Annotated in this window: 7 protein-coding genes; 6 read left to right on the top strand and 1 reads right to left on the bottom strand. The window is 40.8% G+C overall.

What is annotated here, in order from left to right; all coding sequences use genetic code 11:
* Position 1: 1 nt before the first annotated feature.
* Positions 2-1,237 carry a glycoside hydrolase family 71/99-like protein gene (locus BACINT_RS03035; RefSeq protein WP_007660528.1) on the top strand — a complete coding sequence of 412 codons (1,236 nt, stop codon included), beginning with the start codon at positions 2-4 and terminating at the stop codon, positions 1,235-1,237.
* Positions 1,238-1,331: 94 nt separating this feature from the next.
* Here the strand turns inward: BACINT_RS03035 and BACINT_RS03030 are convergent, their stop codons facing one another.
* Positions 1,332-3,929, bottom strand: a complete 2,598-nt coding sequence (locus tag BACINT_RS03030) for a hypothetical protein (RefSeq protein ID WP_007660527.1) — start codon at positions 3,927-3,929, stop codon at positions 1,332-1,334.
* 213 nt (positions 3,930-4,142) lie between these two features.
* Here BACINT_RS03030 and BACINT_RS03025 point away from each other — a divergent pair, with 213 nt between their 5' ends.
* The 5 genes from BACINT_RS03025 (at position 4,143) to BACINT_RS03005 (ending at position 16,455) form a co-directional block, all read left to right on the top strand.
* A complete protein-coding gene (locus BACINT_RS03025) occupies positions 4,143-7,007 on the top strand; it encodes a glycoside hydrolase family 3 C-terminal domain-containing protein (RefSeq protein ID WP_044154684.1) in 2,865 nt (954 codons plus the stop codon).
* Positions 7,008-7,017: 10 nt separating this feature from the next.
* A complete protein-coding gene (locus BACINT_RS03020; protein ID WP_021968029.1) occupies positions 7,018-9,342 on the top strand; it encodes a glycoside hydrolase family 31 protein in 2,325 nt (774 codons plus the stop codon).
* A complete protein-coding gene (locus tag BACINT_RS03015; RefSeq protein WP_007660523.1) occupies positions 9,339-11,045 on the top strand; it encodes a family 43 glycosylhydrolase in 1,707 nt (568 codons plus the stop codon). The genes BACINT_RS03020 and BACINT_RS03015 overlap by 4 nt, the downstream gene beginning before the upstream one ends.
* 431 nt (positions 11,046-11,476) lie before the next feature.
* Complete coding sequence (locus tag BACINT_RS03010) at positions 11,477-13,195, top strand: PL29 family lyase N-terminal domain-containing protein (protein ID WP_007660522.1); 1,719 nt, start codon at positions 11,477-11,479, stop codon at positions 13,193-13,195.
* Positions 13,196-13,275: 80 nt separating this feature from the next.
* Complete coding sequence (locus BACINT_RS03005) at positions 13,276-16,455, top strand: SusC/RagA family TonB-linked outer membrane protein (RefSeq protein ID WP_007660521.1); 3,180 nt, start codon at positions 13,276-13,278, stop codon at positions 16,453-16,455.
* Positions 16,456-16,462 lie beyond the last annotated feature (7 nt).

The following is a 16,462-nucleotide window of genomic DNA, read 5'->3' as shown; positions in this document are numbered from 1 at the left end:
TATGGTAAAAAGAATAAATTGGTTTATTGTATGTATGCTGTTTTCAATAGGTGTTACAGCACAAGCTGCTGGCAAGCAGTATAATTCGTATAAAGGATTGGTGATGGCCGGTTATCAGGGGTGGTTCAATGCCCCTGACGACGGTGCCGGCCGTGGTTGGTATCACTATACCGGGCACGACGGTTTTCGCCCCGGTTCTTGTACGATTGATTTTTGGCCCGAAGTATCGGAATATAAAAAGCTGTATAAGACGGAGTTCAAGTTTGCCGATGGAACTCCGGCCTATACTTTCTCTTCGCATGATGAATCTACGGTGGATACTCACTTCAGATGGATGAAAGAGTACGGGCTGGATGGAGTTTTCATGCAACGCTTTGTAGGCGAGATTCGCAATAAGAGCGGATTGAATCACTTCAACGTAGTACTGAACTCAGCAATGAAGGCTGCTAATAAGTATGAACGCGCCATTTGTGTGATGTATGATTTGAGTGGTATGCGCCCTGGCGATGAAGAGGTCCTGCTAAAGGATATTGCCGACATAGCTCAGCGCCATGCTTTAAAGGATCATGCTAAGAACCCGTCCTATCTGTATCATAATGGGAAACCACTGGTTACAATCTGGGGTGTAGGGTTCAATGACCGTCGCCGTTATGGTCTGAACGAAGCAGAAAAGATTATTAATGGTTTGAAATCACAGGGGTTTAATGTAATGTTGGGAGTACCCACGCATTGGCGTGAACTGAATGGTGATACTGAGTCGGACCCTCGCTTGCATGAATTGATAAAACGGTGTGATGTTGTGATGCCGTGGTTCGTGGGACGTTATAATGAGAATTCATATCCCCGTTATCAGAAACTGATTAAAGATGATATTGCCTGGGCTAAGAAAAATAAAGTAGACTATGCTCCTCTGGCTTTTCCGGGCTTCTCCTGGCGTAATATGAAAGGTCATGAGAATAGTGTGCAAATACCGCGCAATAAGGGTTCGTTCCTTTGGAAACAGTTATCCGGTGCTATCAAGGAAGGGGCCGAAATGATTTATGTAGCCATGTTTGATGAAATAGACGAAGGTACAGCTATCTTTAAGTGTGCTAAAAAAGTTCCTGTTGGTGCCAGTACATTTGTGCCCATTGAAGAAGGGATCGGAAGTGACCATTATTTATGGTTGGTAGGTCAGGCCGGTAAAATGTTGCGTAAAGAAAAACCGTTGGAAATGAAGCAACCGGAACGTAAATAAATCAATCAAAGTAGAATCCGGATATATAATAAGAAACGTCTGACTTGGGAGTATCCAGGTCAGACGTTTTTCTTTTGGAGTATCTCTATTTGTTTCAGTTTTGTTCGTCGATAATTTCCATTAAGGAGAACTTGTATTCTGTTCCCAGCGAAGCAGCATATTCTTTGCAGAAAGCATCATAGACAGTCTTGGCAAGCCCTTTCTTGCCTTGCTGACAAAGAATGCGGCATTTTACACAAAGAGCTTCCTCGTTGATGTAGTCATGTTGGAATAGTGTATCTGCAATTTTTAGCTTTAACGTCTCCGAGAGGTCTTCCCGCTTCAGTAATCTGCAAAGCAGATCGATAGTGCTATTTGAAAAATCGTTTTTGAACGTATCGATCCAATCGGTTTCCATATTAGGTAACATCATACCACGTAGCAATAACTCAAGCAGCTTCTCTAAGTTCTGACTATTATTCTCTTTATATAAATGAAGTGCTTCCAGATAGTCGCAAATAGTCCCTTCTTCAAACTGTATGCTCCAGAAGCCATTTTGATTCAATATTTTGATATCGCCTACTTTTTCCAATAAACCGCGTAGTTTACTCATATATACATTACGGTTATTCTTGGCAGATTCATCCGTCTTTTCATACCATAATAGCTGGATTAGTTTATGACCAATGATTCCTTTGGAGTCTCTTCCGGTATAGAGTATAAGCAATATCAATAAAGCCTTAAGGGTTGGAGTAAATAAGGCTGTAATGTCATTGCCTTCTTTGTCCACAACATGGAAGCCACCAAAGAAACAAACACATCCCTTGGAGAAATCATAATTGTGGAATGTCGTTGTCTCTGTGTGTATAGGCATTTCTATTTTTATCTCAGATATATCATTGATTAGAGAGCCATCTGCTGTTTCTGATTGGAGGCTGTTTGTTTCCGCTTTCTTGTTGTTCTCGGCGGCGGTCTTGACCCGGTTTATTTCAGCCTTTTTCTTTCTATAATAGAAGACTCCCATTCCGGCAATAACCAGTATTCCGACTATAATGTACAGCCATATAGATGGCTGATCGTTTTGACTGGTATTGTCTGCAACCACATCAGGCTGCTTAAAGGATGAAATGGGAATCGGAGGGAAATTCAGTTCATAGATGCCTATATCAGCTTTTCCGCTTACTTCAGCTTGGTGAATCACTGTATATAACTTCTTTTGTTTTGGTGAATAGTATATGTTGGTATACATATACTGAGCCTCTAATTTCAGTCCTATAGGCAATGACATGAGCTCAAAATGTGGTGTTTGAGTATCAATTTTCATCAACGTACCACCTTGCTGGGTACTGAAGAAGTAAAAACATTTTTTTTCAGTATCATAAACCATGTTTTCACTGGGTTGAAAATCTCCTCCGTCCGGAATCTGAGTGAATTCCCATAGCTTATTGGCTTGCTGGGTCAAAAGGTTGACAGCATACAAATCATAATAGTTGCGGGGAGATAATTCTTGCCGTCCGGATGGGCAACCGCGTCCTCCAAAGATATAAAGTGTGCTGTCAACTATGACAGAACTGGAAGAGTATCTGGGATGAATATTCGTCAGATTGAGGTGACGCTGCGGGGTATCCTCATAAGGATAGCAGATCAATAGCTTGTTATTATAATGATAATGTCCATATCCACCGAAGCTGATCAGTGAAGAATTGGCCGGATTATAAACGAGTGTATTATTCCAATAGTCATGTTCTTGTACGGCTGCCTGTGTCCCTTTCCAGCTTTGTGAAGCAGGATCAAAGAATGAATATAGATTTTCATTCAGGTTGTAGGATAACAACTGATGTTGCTCTGGTAGATATATCAACTGGTTGGGATAGTTGGCTACAAACTCACCGCCTTTTACCTGAATGGTGTCAGTTATCCTTTCATCCGTATGGAAAACATACAGCTTTTGTTTATTGTTGGCTATGTAGAAAGTTCCGACAGTAGGATCGAATGCTACAGAGGGAGAAGATTTGAATTGCTGTGAATGAATCTTCTTCCAGGTGATATACTGGTCTATAATCCAACGGGTATTTTTGCCGGAAGCCGGACTGTGGGAAATCTCGTCATAACAGACTTCCTTATTATGGCGCGCCATTTTCCACAAACGTATCTCCTGTAATCCGCGCTTGATACTGATATCTCTTAAATTAACGGAAGCCACATCGGCTAAAGAGAAGCCCTCATAGGGACAATAGCCGAAAGCAAAGCGTAGTTTCTGCGTACCCTTCAGGTCGGGATAATTCACATTGATTTCCGTACTATCATATAATACGGTAATATTTCCCTCTTTAACATCGAGGGTCAGGCTGGCTGAAGTCCAAGTTTCACGCCTCACTTCTTTTTGAATGGGGTGTACTGCATCTCCAGTGACCAGAATTGGGAAGCGTCGGTCGTTTTCGCTGACACTGTACATCAGATCGACATTCTTATTGTTTTCAGTAATGATGCGGAATACGGTTCCGAATACATTATCGGGTCTCACCCAGAGGTTAAAACTCAGGGTAATTTTGTCTCCTTTAGTCTCTATGGGCTTTCCATCTTCTAATACCATACTGGTAAACTCAGAATTCTGAAGCGGGTAGGATTGGATATGCAAACCATATTCAGGAAGCTGAGCGACTGAACGCATACACATCAACAGAAGAAAGATAATAGATTGTGTCTTTTTCATTTTGTATGTCCTTAATGAAGTATTAGCTCGTACAAAAGTAGTGTTTTTTGGTGAAAACCGATTACTTATTTATGCAATTATTACGGCTAGGCTTCGCTTTTCCTGCAAAAGTGATTCATTAAGTGGATTTTAATGTTTCATTAATTATTGTTTTATCATTTTATTAAGCGGTTGCCGTTTACTTTGCATAAAAATAGATTAAAATCTGATAATATGAACTTAAAAAGGCACTTATTCTTATTTGCAGGAATATTATCCTGCTCTTTTCTAATGGCTCAGCAGCCAAGTGATATTTTGTCCGTTTCAGCATCGACTAATGTAGAAAAAGCTTCGTTAGCTTTTGATAAGGATCAAAAGACAATGTGGGAAGTTAGTGGTCAGGACTTGAAAGCAGACCAATGGTTGATGTTTACTATCCAGACTCCTGGTGATGTATGTGAGCTTGGGGTTCAGATGCAAGGTGTTTCTAAAGAGGATTTAAAGCAACTGATGAATATCTTTGTTACATATGATCCTATGAATCTGGGAGTGCCTGTCGATTATCAGGTACAGGGTAGCGCTAAAGAGATGCGGTTGAAGTTTTCACCTAAATATGGGGCACATGTCCGGTTGGCTTTTAAGGGAGGTGATCGTGTTAAACCTTTTATGGTAAAGGAGGTATCTGTTCTTCTGGCTGATAAGGAATTGAAAGATCGGAAAGGAGAAAAGACTTCGCTACGCTATATGGACCCTACGCTTCCGGTGGAAGAACGTGTAGAAAGCCTGTTGTCTGTGATGACGCCGGAAGATAAAATGGAACTGATACGTGAGGGCTGGGGCATTCCCGGTATTCCTCATTTGTATGTACCGCCCATTACAAAGGTGGAAGCTGTACATGGCTTCTCATATGGTAGTGGAGCTACTATCTTTCCCCAGGCTCTTGCAATGGGGGCAACTTGGAATAAGAAGTTGACGGAAGAAGTGGCAATGGCAGTTGGCGATGAAACTCTTTCGGCAGGTACTATGCAGGCATGGTCTCCGGTACTGGATGTAGCTCAGGATGCCCGTTGGGGACGTTGTGAGGAAACATTTGGAGAGGATCCGGTTTTGGTATCGCAAATTGGTGGAGCTTGGATTAAAGGCTACCAGTCTATGGGGTTGTATACTACTCCGAAACATTTTGGTGGTCATGGTGCTCCGTTGGGAGGACGCGATTCTCATGATATAGGATTGTCTGAACGTGAAATGCGCGAAGTACATTTGGTTCCGTTCCGTCATGTGATTCGTAACTATGATTGCCAATCTTTGATGATGGCTTATTCGGATTTCCTGGGTGTTCCGGTAGCTAAAAGTAGAGAATTACTACATAATATTTTGCGTGAGGAATGGGGATTCAGCGGCTTTATCGTTAGCGACTGTGGTGCTATAGGTAACTTGACTGCCCGTAAGCATTATACGGCTAAAAATAAAATAGAAGCTGCTAACCAGGCTTTGGCTGCCGGTATTGCTACAAACTGTGGTGATACTTATAATGATAAGGAGGTGATACAGGCCGCAAAGGATGGACGTATCAATATGGAGAATCTTGATGAGGTGTGCCGCACAATGTTGCGTATGATGTTCCGCAATGAACTGTTTGAAAAAGCACCAAACAAGCCATTGGACTGGAATAAGATTTATCCGGGGTGGAATTCGGATAGTCATAAAGAAATGGCACGTCAGGCTGCTCGTGAATCTATTGTACTGTTAGAAAATAAGGATAATATTTTACCTCTGTCTAAAGACATGCGTACGATTGCTGTGTTAGGTCCCGGTGCAAATGATCTTCAGCCTGGTGATTACACTCCTAAACTTCAGCCTGGTCAGTTAAAATCTGTGTTGACTGGTATCAAACAAGCGGTAGGAAAACAGACAAAAGTGATTTATGAGCAAGGTTGTGATTTTACAAGCTTGGGTGAAAACAATATTGCAAAGGCGGTAAAAGTAGCTTCACAATCAGATGTGGTGCTATTGGTTTTGGGAGATTGTTCAACCAGTGAGGCTACGACAGATGTATATAAAACATCCGGTGAGAACCATGATTATGCAACCTTGATTTTGCCAGGTAAACAACAGGAATTATTGGAAGCTGTTTGTGCAACTGGAAAACCTGTTATATTGATTCTTCAGGCGGGGCGCCCTTATAATCTGTCTAAGGCGTCAGAGTTGTGTAAGGCTATCCTTGTGAATTGGTTGCCGGGACAAGAAGGTGGTCCGGCCACAGCAGATGTGCTGTTTGGTGATTATAATCCTGCCGGTCGTTTGCCGATGACTTTTCCACGTCACGTAGGTCAGCTCCCTCTCTATTATAACTTTAAAACTTCCGGTCGTCGTTATGAATATTCGGATATGGAATATTATCCTCTTTACTATTTCGGATATGGTTTGAGTTATACTTCATTTGAATATTCTGGTCTGAAAATACAGGAAAAAGAAAATGGTAATATTACAGTGCAGGCTACTGTGAAGAACATAGGTCAACGGGCCGGTGATGAGGTGGTACAACTGTATGTAACGGATATGTATGCCAGTGTGAAGACACGTATTACAGAATTGAAAGACTTTACCCGTATTCATCTGAAACCAGGTGAAGCGAAAACAGTTTCTTTTGAACTGACACCTTATGAACTATCACTGTTGAACGATCATATGGACCGGGTTGTAGAGAAAGGTGCTTTCAAAATCTTAGTTGGAGGTGTAAGTCCTCAGTATGTGGCCAAAGACCGTATTAAGGATAGTGTGGGTTATGCAGATTCCAAAAGAGGTTTGTCCGGTATGCTTGAATATACTCATGAATTTGCTGCAGATTTCGGTTTGACTTTATTCAAAGTGGAAGAAAACTTGGTAAAGAATCAGAAAACTATTTGGGTGTCTGTCAAAAACAATGGAACTTTGATGGATACAGGAAAAATTGAAATGTATGTCGGAGGTAAGAAAGTAGGCAATAACGTTCATTATGAGTTAGCTCCGGGAGAAGAGAAACTGATACCTTTCAGTGTAGATAAGGAGAATACGGATCCAGTTATATTTACTACCAAATATAAAGTGTTATCTATATAATTTTGATACTATGAGAAAACTATTAGCATTCTTATGTATCTGTGTACAGATTGTCCCGTCATGGGGGCAATCTGTTCTGCGTACTCCAAATGGGGTAAAAGTAGAGACTGGAACGACTTGTATGGAGTTGGAATGTTTCTCTTCTTCTATCATCCGCGTGAAGAAATATCCAGTCGGAAAGACACCTGATAAGCAATCATTGTCTGTCACTATGCAACCAGAAAAGGTAAAATACAAATTGCAAGAGACAAAAGGTGAAGTGATTCTTGCTACTTCCGAATTAGTAGCAATTATGGATATTGCCCAAAAACAAGTTCGTTTTACTGATAAAGATGGTAAGGTCTTGTTAGCTGAGAAGCCTTCTTCTATTGGTTTTACTCCATTCAATGATGCGGGAAATTCTACCTATCAGGTTCGCCAGACTTTCGTGTTGGATAGTGATGAGGCCATTTATGGTTTGGGACAACACCAGCAGGGGCGGATGAACCAGCGTAACCAGACTATTTTCCTGCAACAGGCGAATACGGAAATCTGTATTCCTTTGGTTCATTCTATCAAAGGTTATGCTTTATTTTGGGATAATTATTCTCCCACAACTTTCACTGATAATGCAGAGGGTATGACCTTTGATTCGGCAGTGGGTGATTTGTGTGATTATTACTTTGTTTATGGTGGTGGAGCGGATGGAGTTGTGGCTGGATTGCGTGAACTAACCGGACAAGCTCCTATGTTCCCACTTTGGACTTATGGCTTTTGGCAATCAAGAGAACGCTATGTTAGTCAGGATGAGCTGGTAGGCGTGGTCAGGAAGTATCGTGATTTAAAAATTCCCTTGGATGGTATCATTCAGGATTGGCGTTACTGGGGTGAGGATCATAAAGACTGGAATGCAGTTGAGTTCCGTAATCCGAAGTTCTCTGATCCTAAAAAGATGATGGAAGAAGTACATCGTTTGAATGCTCATGCCATTATTTCAGTATGGCCTTCTTTTGGTCCGGAAACCGGGATTTATGCAGAATTGAAATCACAGAATAAGTTGATGGTGCATGAGACTTTTCCACAGAATAATGGAGTGAAAGTATATGATACCTATGATCCGGTAGCAAGAGATATCTACTGGAAATATATGAATAAGAATATGTTCAGCATCGGAATGGATGGCTGGTGGCTGGATGCAACCGAACCGGAACATGGTCCGATAAAAGAGGGTGATTTGGACTTTCAGACTTATCTGGGCTCTTTCCGCAAGGTTCGTAATGCTTTTCCGATTGTGAGCGTGGGAGGTGTATATGATCATCAAAGACAGGAAACTTCTGATAAGCGTGTTTTCATTCTGACTCGTTCTGCCTTTGCCGGTCAGCAACGTTATGCTGCACAAGCGTGGTCGGGTGATGTGGTTTCTGATTGGGGTGTGCTACGTAATCAGATATCTGCAGCGTTAAATCTCTCTTTGACAGGTATTCCTTATTGGAACTCGGATATTGGTGGTTTCTTCTCTGCCAACAAATTTCCGGAAGGTGTAAAGGATCCGGCATTCCATGAATTGTATGTACGCTGGATGCAATTTGCTACTTTTACAGGGATGATGCGTTCGCATGGTACAAACACGCCTCGGGAAATCTTCATGTTTGGTGAACGTGGATATTGGGCTTTCGATGCACAAGAGAAAATGATCAATCTCCGTTATCGCCTGTTGCCTTATATTTATTCAACTTCATGGAAGATTACTTCTGAAGGTGAAAGCTTGATGCGTGCTTTATTCTCAGATTTCCCTGAAGATAAGGAAGTGCTGGATTTGGGTGATGAATATCTTTTCGGAAAATCTATATTAGTAGCTCCGGTTACCAGCGAGACCAGAAGTCGCTCTTTATATTTGCCGGCAGGAACCCGGTGGATTGATTTCTGGACTGGCGAAGTTCAAGACGGTGGATGTGAAATCACTCGTGAAACACCTGTTGATATAATTCCATTGTATGTGAAAGCTGGTTCTATCATTCCTGTTGGTCCTACTGTTCAGTTTGCAACAGAGAAATCATGGGACGATTTACAGCTTCGTATTTATCCAGGAGCTAATGGAGAATTTACTCTGTATGAAGATGAGGATGATAATTATAACTATGAAAAAGGTAAATACTCCACTATCCGTATGACGTGGAATGATAAGGAGCGAAAACTGACTATCCATCCTCGTCAAGGTAACTATAATGGTATGTTGCAAGAACGTAAATTTCATATTGTTCTTGTAAATGGACAAGACGGATTAGGGTTGGATAATGAGTCATATACTGTAAATGTGGAATACCAAGGGAAAAAAATAAATATAAAACTACCATGAAGAAATTAGCGAAATTAGTGAGTATAACTTTAGTTTCAGGACTGATAAGTAGTTGTACTTCCGAGCAAGTTCCGGTTAAGAATGATAGAATTGTAACCAATCCTATTGATCTGAACTATCGTTTCCAACCTAATGATGAGTCACGGCGTGAAGCGGCTGATCCTGTACTGGAATATTTTAAAGGATACTATTATATGTTTGCCTCTAAATCCGGTGGATACTGGCGTTCTGAAGACCTGGCAAAATGGGAATATATCCCTTGTACAACCATTCCAACGATGGAAGATTATGCTCCGACCATCCTTGTTTATGGTGATACTCTTTATTTTACGGCATCCAGTGGAAACACCCGTATTTATAAAAACGCTCATCCTGAAAAGGACACTTGGGAAGAAGTAGATACAAAGTTTGAGTTTCCTCAACATGATCCGGCATTCTTTAAAGATGATGATGAAAGGGTGTATTTTTATTGGGGATGTTCGGATGTGGATCCGATAATGGGAGTAGAGGTGGATCCCAAAGATGCCTTCCGAGCTATTGGAGAGCCTAAAGCTTTGATTCAACATAATTGTGATAAATATGGTTGGGAAGTTCCTGGTAAGAACAATGAAGAACCACGTCAAGGTTGGAATGAAGGTCCATGTGTACTGAAACATAATGGTCGCTATTATTTGCAATATGCAGCTCCCGGTACTCAATACCGTATTTATGGTGATGGTAATTATGTTGGTGATAATCCGTTAGGCCCGTTTGAATATGTGGAAGACAATCCATTCTCTTTTAAGCCCGGAGGTTTCATCGGTGGTGCTGGTCATGGACATACATTCAAAGATAAATATGGTAATTACTGGCATGTAGCATCTATGACTATTTCTGTTCGTCATTGGTTTGAACGTCGTTTAGGCTTATTCCCGGTAGTTGTTTCTGAGAAGTATGGTATGTATGCGTTGACAACTTTTGCTGATTATCCTTTCTGTATTCCTGATCGGAAGGTCGATTTTGAAAAGGAAGATATTAATATGGGATGGAACTTGCTTTCATATAAGAAAAAAGTATCCTCGTCTTCACATTTTGAGGGGTATGAACCAGAATTGGCTAATGATGAAAAAGTTGAAACCTGGTGGGCTGCTCAAACTGGCAATGTTGGTGAATGGCTACAAATAGATCTTGGGAAACCAATGGAAGTGAATGCCATTCAGGTGAATTTCGCAGATCATAATTTTAATGTACATGCGCCCCATGATCCTGTGGTTTATCAATATTGTATAGAAGGTTCTACAAATGGCAAAGAGTGGACTCGTCTGGTGGATGAAGAAAAAAATCTGCAGGATGCTCCTCATAAACTGCATACTTTGAATGTTCCTGCGAAAGTGCAATATCTAAAAATCTGTAACACTAAAGACATGGAAGGTAGTTTTTCTCTGTTCGATTTGCGCGTCTTTGGTCAAGGTGGTGGTAAGGTGCCTGCCGAAGTTACAGGATTCCAGGCTTCACGTGATAATAATGATAAACGTATCTACCGGTTTACATGGAATCCGCAGGAAAATGTAACAGGGTATATTTTACGTTGGGGAATACAAAAAGAGAAATTGACTCACTCTATGGTGGTTTACGAAAATCAATATGAGGCTCGTTATTTCAATAGGGATTCTGAATATTACTTCTCTGTGAGTGCTTTTAATGAGAATGGTGTAGGCAAATAACTGATCAATACAGAAATCTTTAATTAAAGCTTGTGGTTATATAACTGATTTATGGGTTGTATAGCCACAAGTTTCGTTTTTATGAAAGGCTTAATTATAATACATAATCCAAGAATAACCTTTATCTGAGGTCTATTTTTCTTCGATTAATCCATTTATATATGATTCTTTAATGTGAAAGAGTTAAAATGCTCTGAAACCCTTGTTTTCCTTTGAAAAAACTACTTCGATTAATGTCTTTTTAAGGACTATTTTAACGTTCGTACCATACTTTTGCCTTCATAGAATTTAAAACACTAAATTAATAAATATGAAAAATGCACAAGTATACGTAAAGCATCCACCTGTGGATAATCTTCCTTATGACAATAGAAAGATAAAGGTTTTTAGTGACCTAACTTATATATTTACCAACTTTTAATTTAATTATTATGAACAAACGATTTTTTAATGCGCTCCTTTTGGGAGCAGTGGTTCTTTCAACAGGAACTTTTGTTTCATGTGACAATGATGATGTTGATGATCTGAAGTCAAGAGTGTCAGTAATTGAGGTAGCAATTGATGACATCAAAACTCAATTAAGTAAAGCCTTGATGACTGGTGCGAGCATTACGAAGGTAGATGAAAGTAATGGCACGTATACATTAACGTTGAGTGATGGGCAAAAGATTGTAATTAAGCCGGGTGGAGGAAATATCTCTATAGTAGTTACTGATACGGAGGCTATCATTACAATAGAAGGTGAAGAATATATCCTTCCATTAGGTTCTTTAGTGAATTCTTTGATTTATAGTCCGGAGACAATAGATGGTATTGTAGAGATCGGTAATACTGCTACCACAGTGAATTTCTTGGCAAGACCGGCTCTCAAAAGCTTGGATGGTGCCGAATTTACAATTGCTGAATCTCATGTGCTTACTCGTGCAGCTGATGGTGAACAGTTTAAAGTGAGCGGAGATGTGACATTGGAAGGCGATTTCATAAAAGTACCTATTAAGGCTCTTGGTGAAGCGGAAGCTGGAAAAACTTATGCTGTATCTCTTCAGTTGAATTTAAAAGGAACGATTATTGGCTCTAATTACTTTACTGTGAAAGTGTCTGATGACTTTTCTTCCATAGCTGAAGATTTAGGAGGTGTTACGATTAAAGCGGATTATAATCCCCAAGATCTTGCGGATGGTTTTAAGGAAATGACAATTAATGGTTTGGATTTATTGAAAGATTTGAACTTTAAAGATTTGTTCTCAGAACTTCCGGAAAGGGCTGAGTTTGCTATTGCAGCAGCAAGTAAACAACCGGGGGGCAAAGCACAGGAAAAAATTGAAATGCTGAAGTCTAGTTTGAAAGCTGACGGTACGTGGAAATTTAGTGAAAGACCGGGAACAAGCTTTAATGAGAATACAGATCGTTCAGGGTTCTTGATAAACGTGCTTGCAGATGACATTGTGAAGGCTAAAATTTATGTAGTAGTAACAGATCCGTTGGCTGTTGTTGCAGATGACGTGTTTAAAGGCTCTTTGAAAGGCTTAGGTGAACCACATGTGGAATATGGTGAGATGCCTGCAGAAGGTACGAACGAAGGTGCTCCTGTTGTTTTTGCTCCTGGAGTAAACAGTCTTAATTTATATGATGTGATAGCCAATGGCAAATTGTCTTTGAAACATGGTGAGGGTGGTGCCAAAATTGTAGAGGCTCTTCAGGGGTATATCGCTGAGGTTGATGGTGATAATCTTGTTTATTCTGATGGTTCGTCTTTGGTCGTGGATGATTTTGGTAAACAACTCCAAGGTAATGTTGTCTATTATAACCGCCAGACTTCTATCGCTTCTTCTCAACGTCGTAGTTGGACTATGAGTGACGATGAAAAGAAAGCGTTTGCCGGTGCTGAGTGCAATGGTGAAATTCTGAATGGATTTGATGGGCTTAATGGTTCTACTATGGTGGCTAATGGTCTTAAAATCACAAACGAGGGTAACTTCGAAACAACAGAGGCTTATGGTGGCTGGGCTCTTCGTGTAGGCTTTGGTGTTCGCTTTGAATATGCTTATGGCTCTAGAGATATTAGTGATGGCTGTTTGTGCTTCCTTTGGATCAATCGTCGTGATTGTGCTGAGGGTGTAGTAGATAACCCCACTAAGATAGAAGAGTAATTTTAAAATAATAATAAGAAAATCTCTTGATGCAAATAGAGATTTTCTTATAGACCTTTTCTAAATAGATAGAGAATAACATGGAAAATATAAATCTGAATAATAATGATAGAAGTGCATCCTCCTTATGGAAATCGATGATGTTTGTGCTTCTATGCTTCCTGATGACGTTACCTATGTCGGCCCAGAACCGCATCGTTCGCGGTACTGTGGTTGATCAGACGGGTGAAACTGTCATTGGAGCTAATGTTCGGGTCAATGGGACCACACGAGGTGTCATAACCGATATTAATGGTGAATTTGAGATAGCTGCCGATGCTAATGAAAAATTGACAGTATCTTTTATCGGCTATGTGGATGCTGTGGTTACGGCAAATAAGACCACTTTGAAGATTACACTACAAGAAGATAGTCAAGCTTTGGACGAAGTCGTGGTTGTAGGTTATGGTACACAGAAGAAAGCTACATTGACAGGTGCGGTTTCTGCCATTAATAATAAGGAAATTGCTATTACCAAGAATGAGAATGTGGTAAATATGCTTTCAGGTAAGATTCCTGGTGTGCGTATTTTCCAAAAGAGTTCGCAGCCTGGTGAATTTGATAATGCCCTTGATATTCGTGGTATGGGTGAACCGCTGATTGTGGTTGATGGCGTTCCTCGTGACAAGGCTTATTTCTCTCGTATGGATGCCAATGAAATTGATAATGTATCCGTATTGAAAGATGCTTCTGCAGCTATCTATGGTGTGCGTGCTGCTAATGGTGTAATTTTGGTTACTACTAAACGTGGTGAAGCTTCTAATGGTAAGTTCGACATTACGTTCTCTGCTAATTATGGTTGGCAACAGTTCCTTTATGTGCCACAGACTGCAAGTGCCGCAGACCACATGCTGCTTATCAATGAAAAATACTATAATGCTTTCGGCGACAATACTTATCCTAACCGTACTCCTGCTAAATATACTTGGGAACAAATGATGGAGTATAGTACCGGAAAGAAGAAAAGTACGAACTGGACAAAAGAATTATTCGATGATAATGTTCCGCAGCAACAGTACAATATCAGTGTGAACGGTGGTTCGGAAAAAGTGAACTACTTCTTTAATCTCGGTTATTTGAAACAGGAAGGTTCTTATAAAAGTGGTTCTTTGAATTACGATCGTTGGAATTTCCGTAGCAATATTGATGCAAAAATTACTAACCGTTTGAAGGCTTCTGTACAGGCTAGTGGTTATATGGATGAAAAGAACCAACCGTTTACCGATATTTGGAGCGTATATAAGAAAGCTTGGACTTACCGTCCGACTTCAGAAGCTTATGTAGACGGTGATCATAACTATCCTGCCTGGGATAGTGAAATGGGCGAACCTGAAAACCCTGTAGCTGCTATCAATAGTGATCTCACCGGTTATCGCCGTGAGAAACGTGTTAACTTTAATGGTTCCTTGACATTGACTTACGACATTCCAGGCGTAAAGGGTTTGAATGCAAAAGCTTTTTATAGCTATGATTATTCTTCTACCAATAATACACAATACAAACGTCCGTATAAATTGTATAACAGGAGAGAAGATGGTACTTTGGAAAGCTTTGAACGTAATCCTGACAGCAATTTGCGCCGTAGCACTGATCCGGGATACGCAACAACAATGCAACTCTCTTTGAATTATGCCCGTAAGTTCGGTGATCATAATGTGAGTGCCATGGTATTGTTTGAAGAGCAGTATAACAATTGGGATAGTTTCTATGCACAACGTGTCATGCAGTTGGTAGGTGAATACTTGATTTATGGTGAAGAAGAAGGCCAGATTGGTTCTATGGGTGGTGCAGGTGACGTAACCCGACAGGCCTATGTCGGTAAACTGACCTATGACTACAAAGGTCGCTATATGGTAGATTTCTCTTTCCGTGAAGATGGTTCGTCTCGCTATCCGAAAGATGGCCGATGGGGATTTTTCCCGGGTGTATCTGCCGGTTGGCGTATTAGTGAAGAACCATTTGTGAAAGAGTTAGTCCCTTTCCTTACCAACTTGAAACTTCGCGGTTCTTGGGGAAAGATGGGTGATGATGGTGCTGCAGGTACTTATCCTGAAACAGCGGTGGCTTATAATATTAATAAAGACAGGATCGCTTGGTTTTATAACGGCATTTTGATGACTGGTGTAGAGCCAACTGCCATTCCGAATCCAGATAAGACTTGGTATACTTCAAAAACGGTGAATTTGGGTTTAGATTTCGACCTTTGGAATCAAAAATTGAGTGGTACGGTCGAATTCTTTAAGCGTAAACGTGAAGGTTTGCTTGCTACAGCTTCAACGGTTGTTCCGGGTACAGTTGGTGCAAATTTACCTCAAGAGAACTTAAATGCTGACCAGACTTTCGGTTGGGAGATCAGTTTGAATCACCGGAATCGTGTGGGTGATGTGAACTATTGGGTAGGCGGACAAATTTCTGCCACAAAGAATCGTTGGGATTATCGTTTGGATAGTCAGGCCAGCAACTCTATGGATGCATGGAGGCGTCGCGATGTATCTGGACGTAACAAAGATATCTGGTTCTCTTATGAAGAAGGAGGACGTTTCAGCAGTTATGAACAAATTCGCTATCACGACCTTACTGGTGGTGGATATGGGCAGGGAACTTTACCTGGTGACTATTATTACAAGGACTGGAACGGTGATGGTATCATAAATGGTGAGGACAATCATCCGATGGCATCTTACAACTTGCCGGTATTCAACTATGGTTTTGTAATGGGAGCCGATTGGAAAGGCATTGATGTATCTATGAACTGGCAAGGCGCAGCAGGTGTTTACAATTCATACGATGAGGTCTTCACAGAGGTAGGTCCGTTCAATGGTGGTGCGGTATTGGATATTTATCTAGATCGCTGGCATACGGTTAATCCGAGTGATGACCCATTCAATCCGAACACGAAGTGGGTATCCGGTCTCTATCCGGCCACAGGTCATAGTTTTAGCAATGCCGGAACGGGTATCAAGAATACATCTTATCTGCGCTTGAAAACGCTGGAAGTTGGCTATACATTGCCTAAAACTTGGATAGCCAAAGCAGGAATTCAGAATCTTCGTATCTATTTCAATGCCTATAACCTCTTGACATTTACAGGTCTGGATAATATAGACCCGGAACGTCCGGGACGTCAGGGCGGTGCGAACAATAATGCTGATTCTGGAATTTTGTTCTATAACTACCCTGTGAACCGTACGTTTAATATTGGTGCAACCATCAAATTCTAAAGATAAA

It is taken from the genome of Bacteroides intestinalis DSM 17393 (assembly GCF_000172175.1).
Taxonomy (GTDB): domain Bacteria; phylum Bacteroidota; class Bacteroidia; order Bacteroidales; family Bacteroidaceae; genus Bacteroides; species Bacteroides intestinalis.
This window is presented reverse-complemented; position numbering and strand designations above follow the sequence as displayed.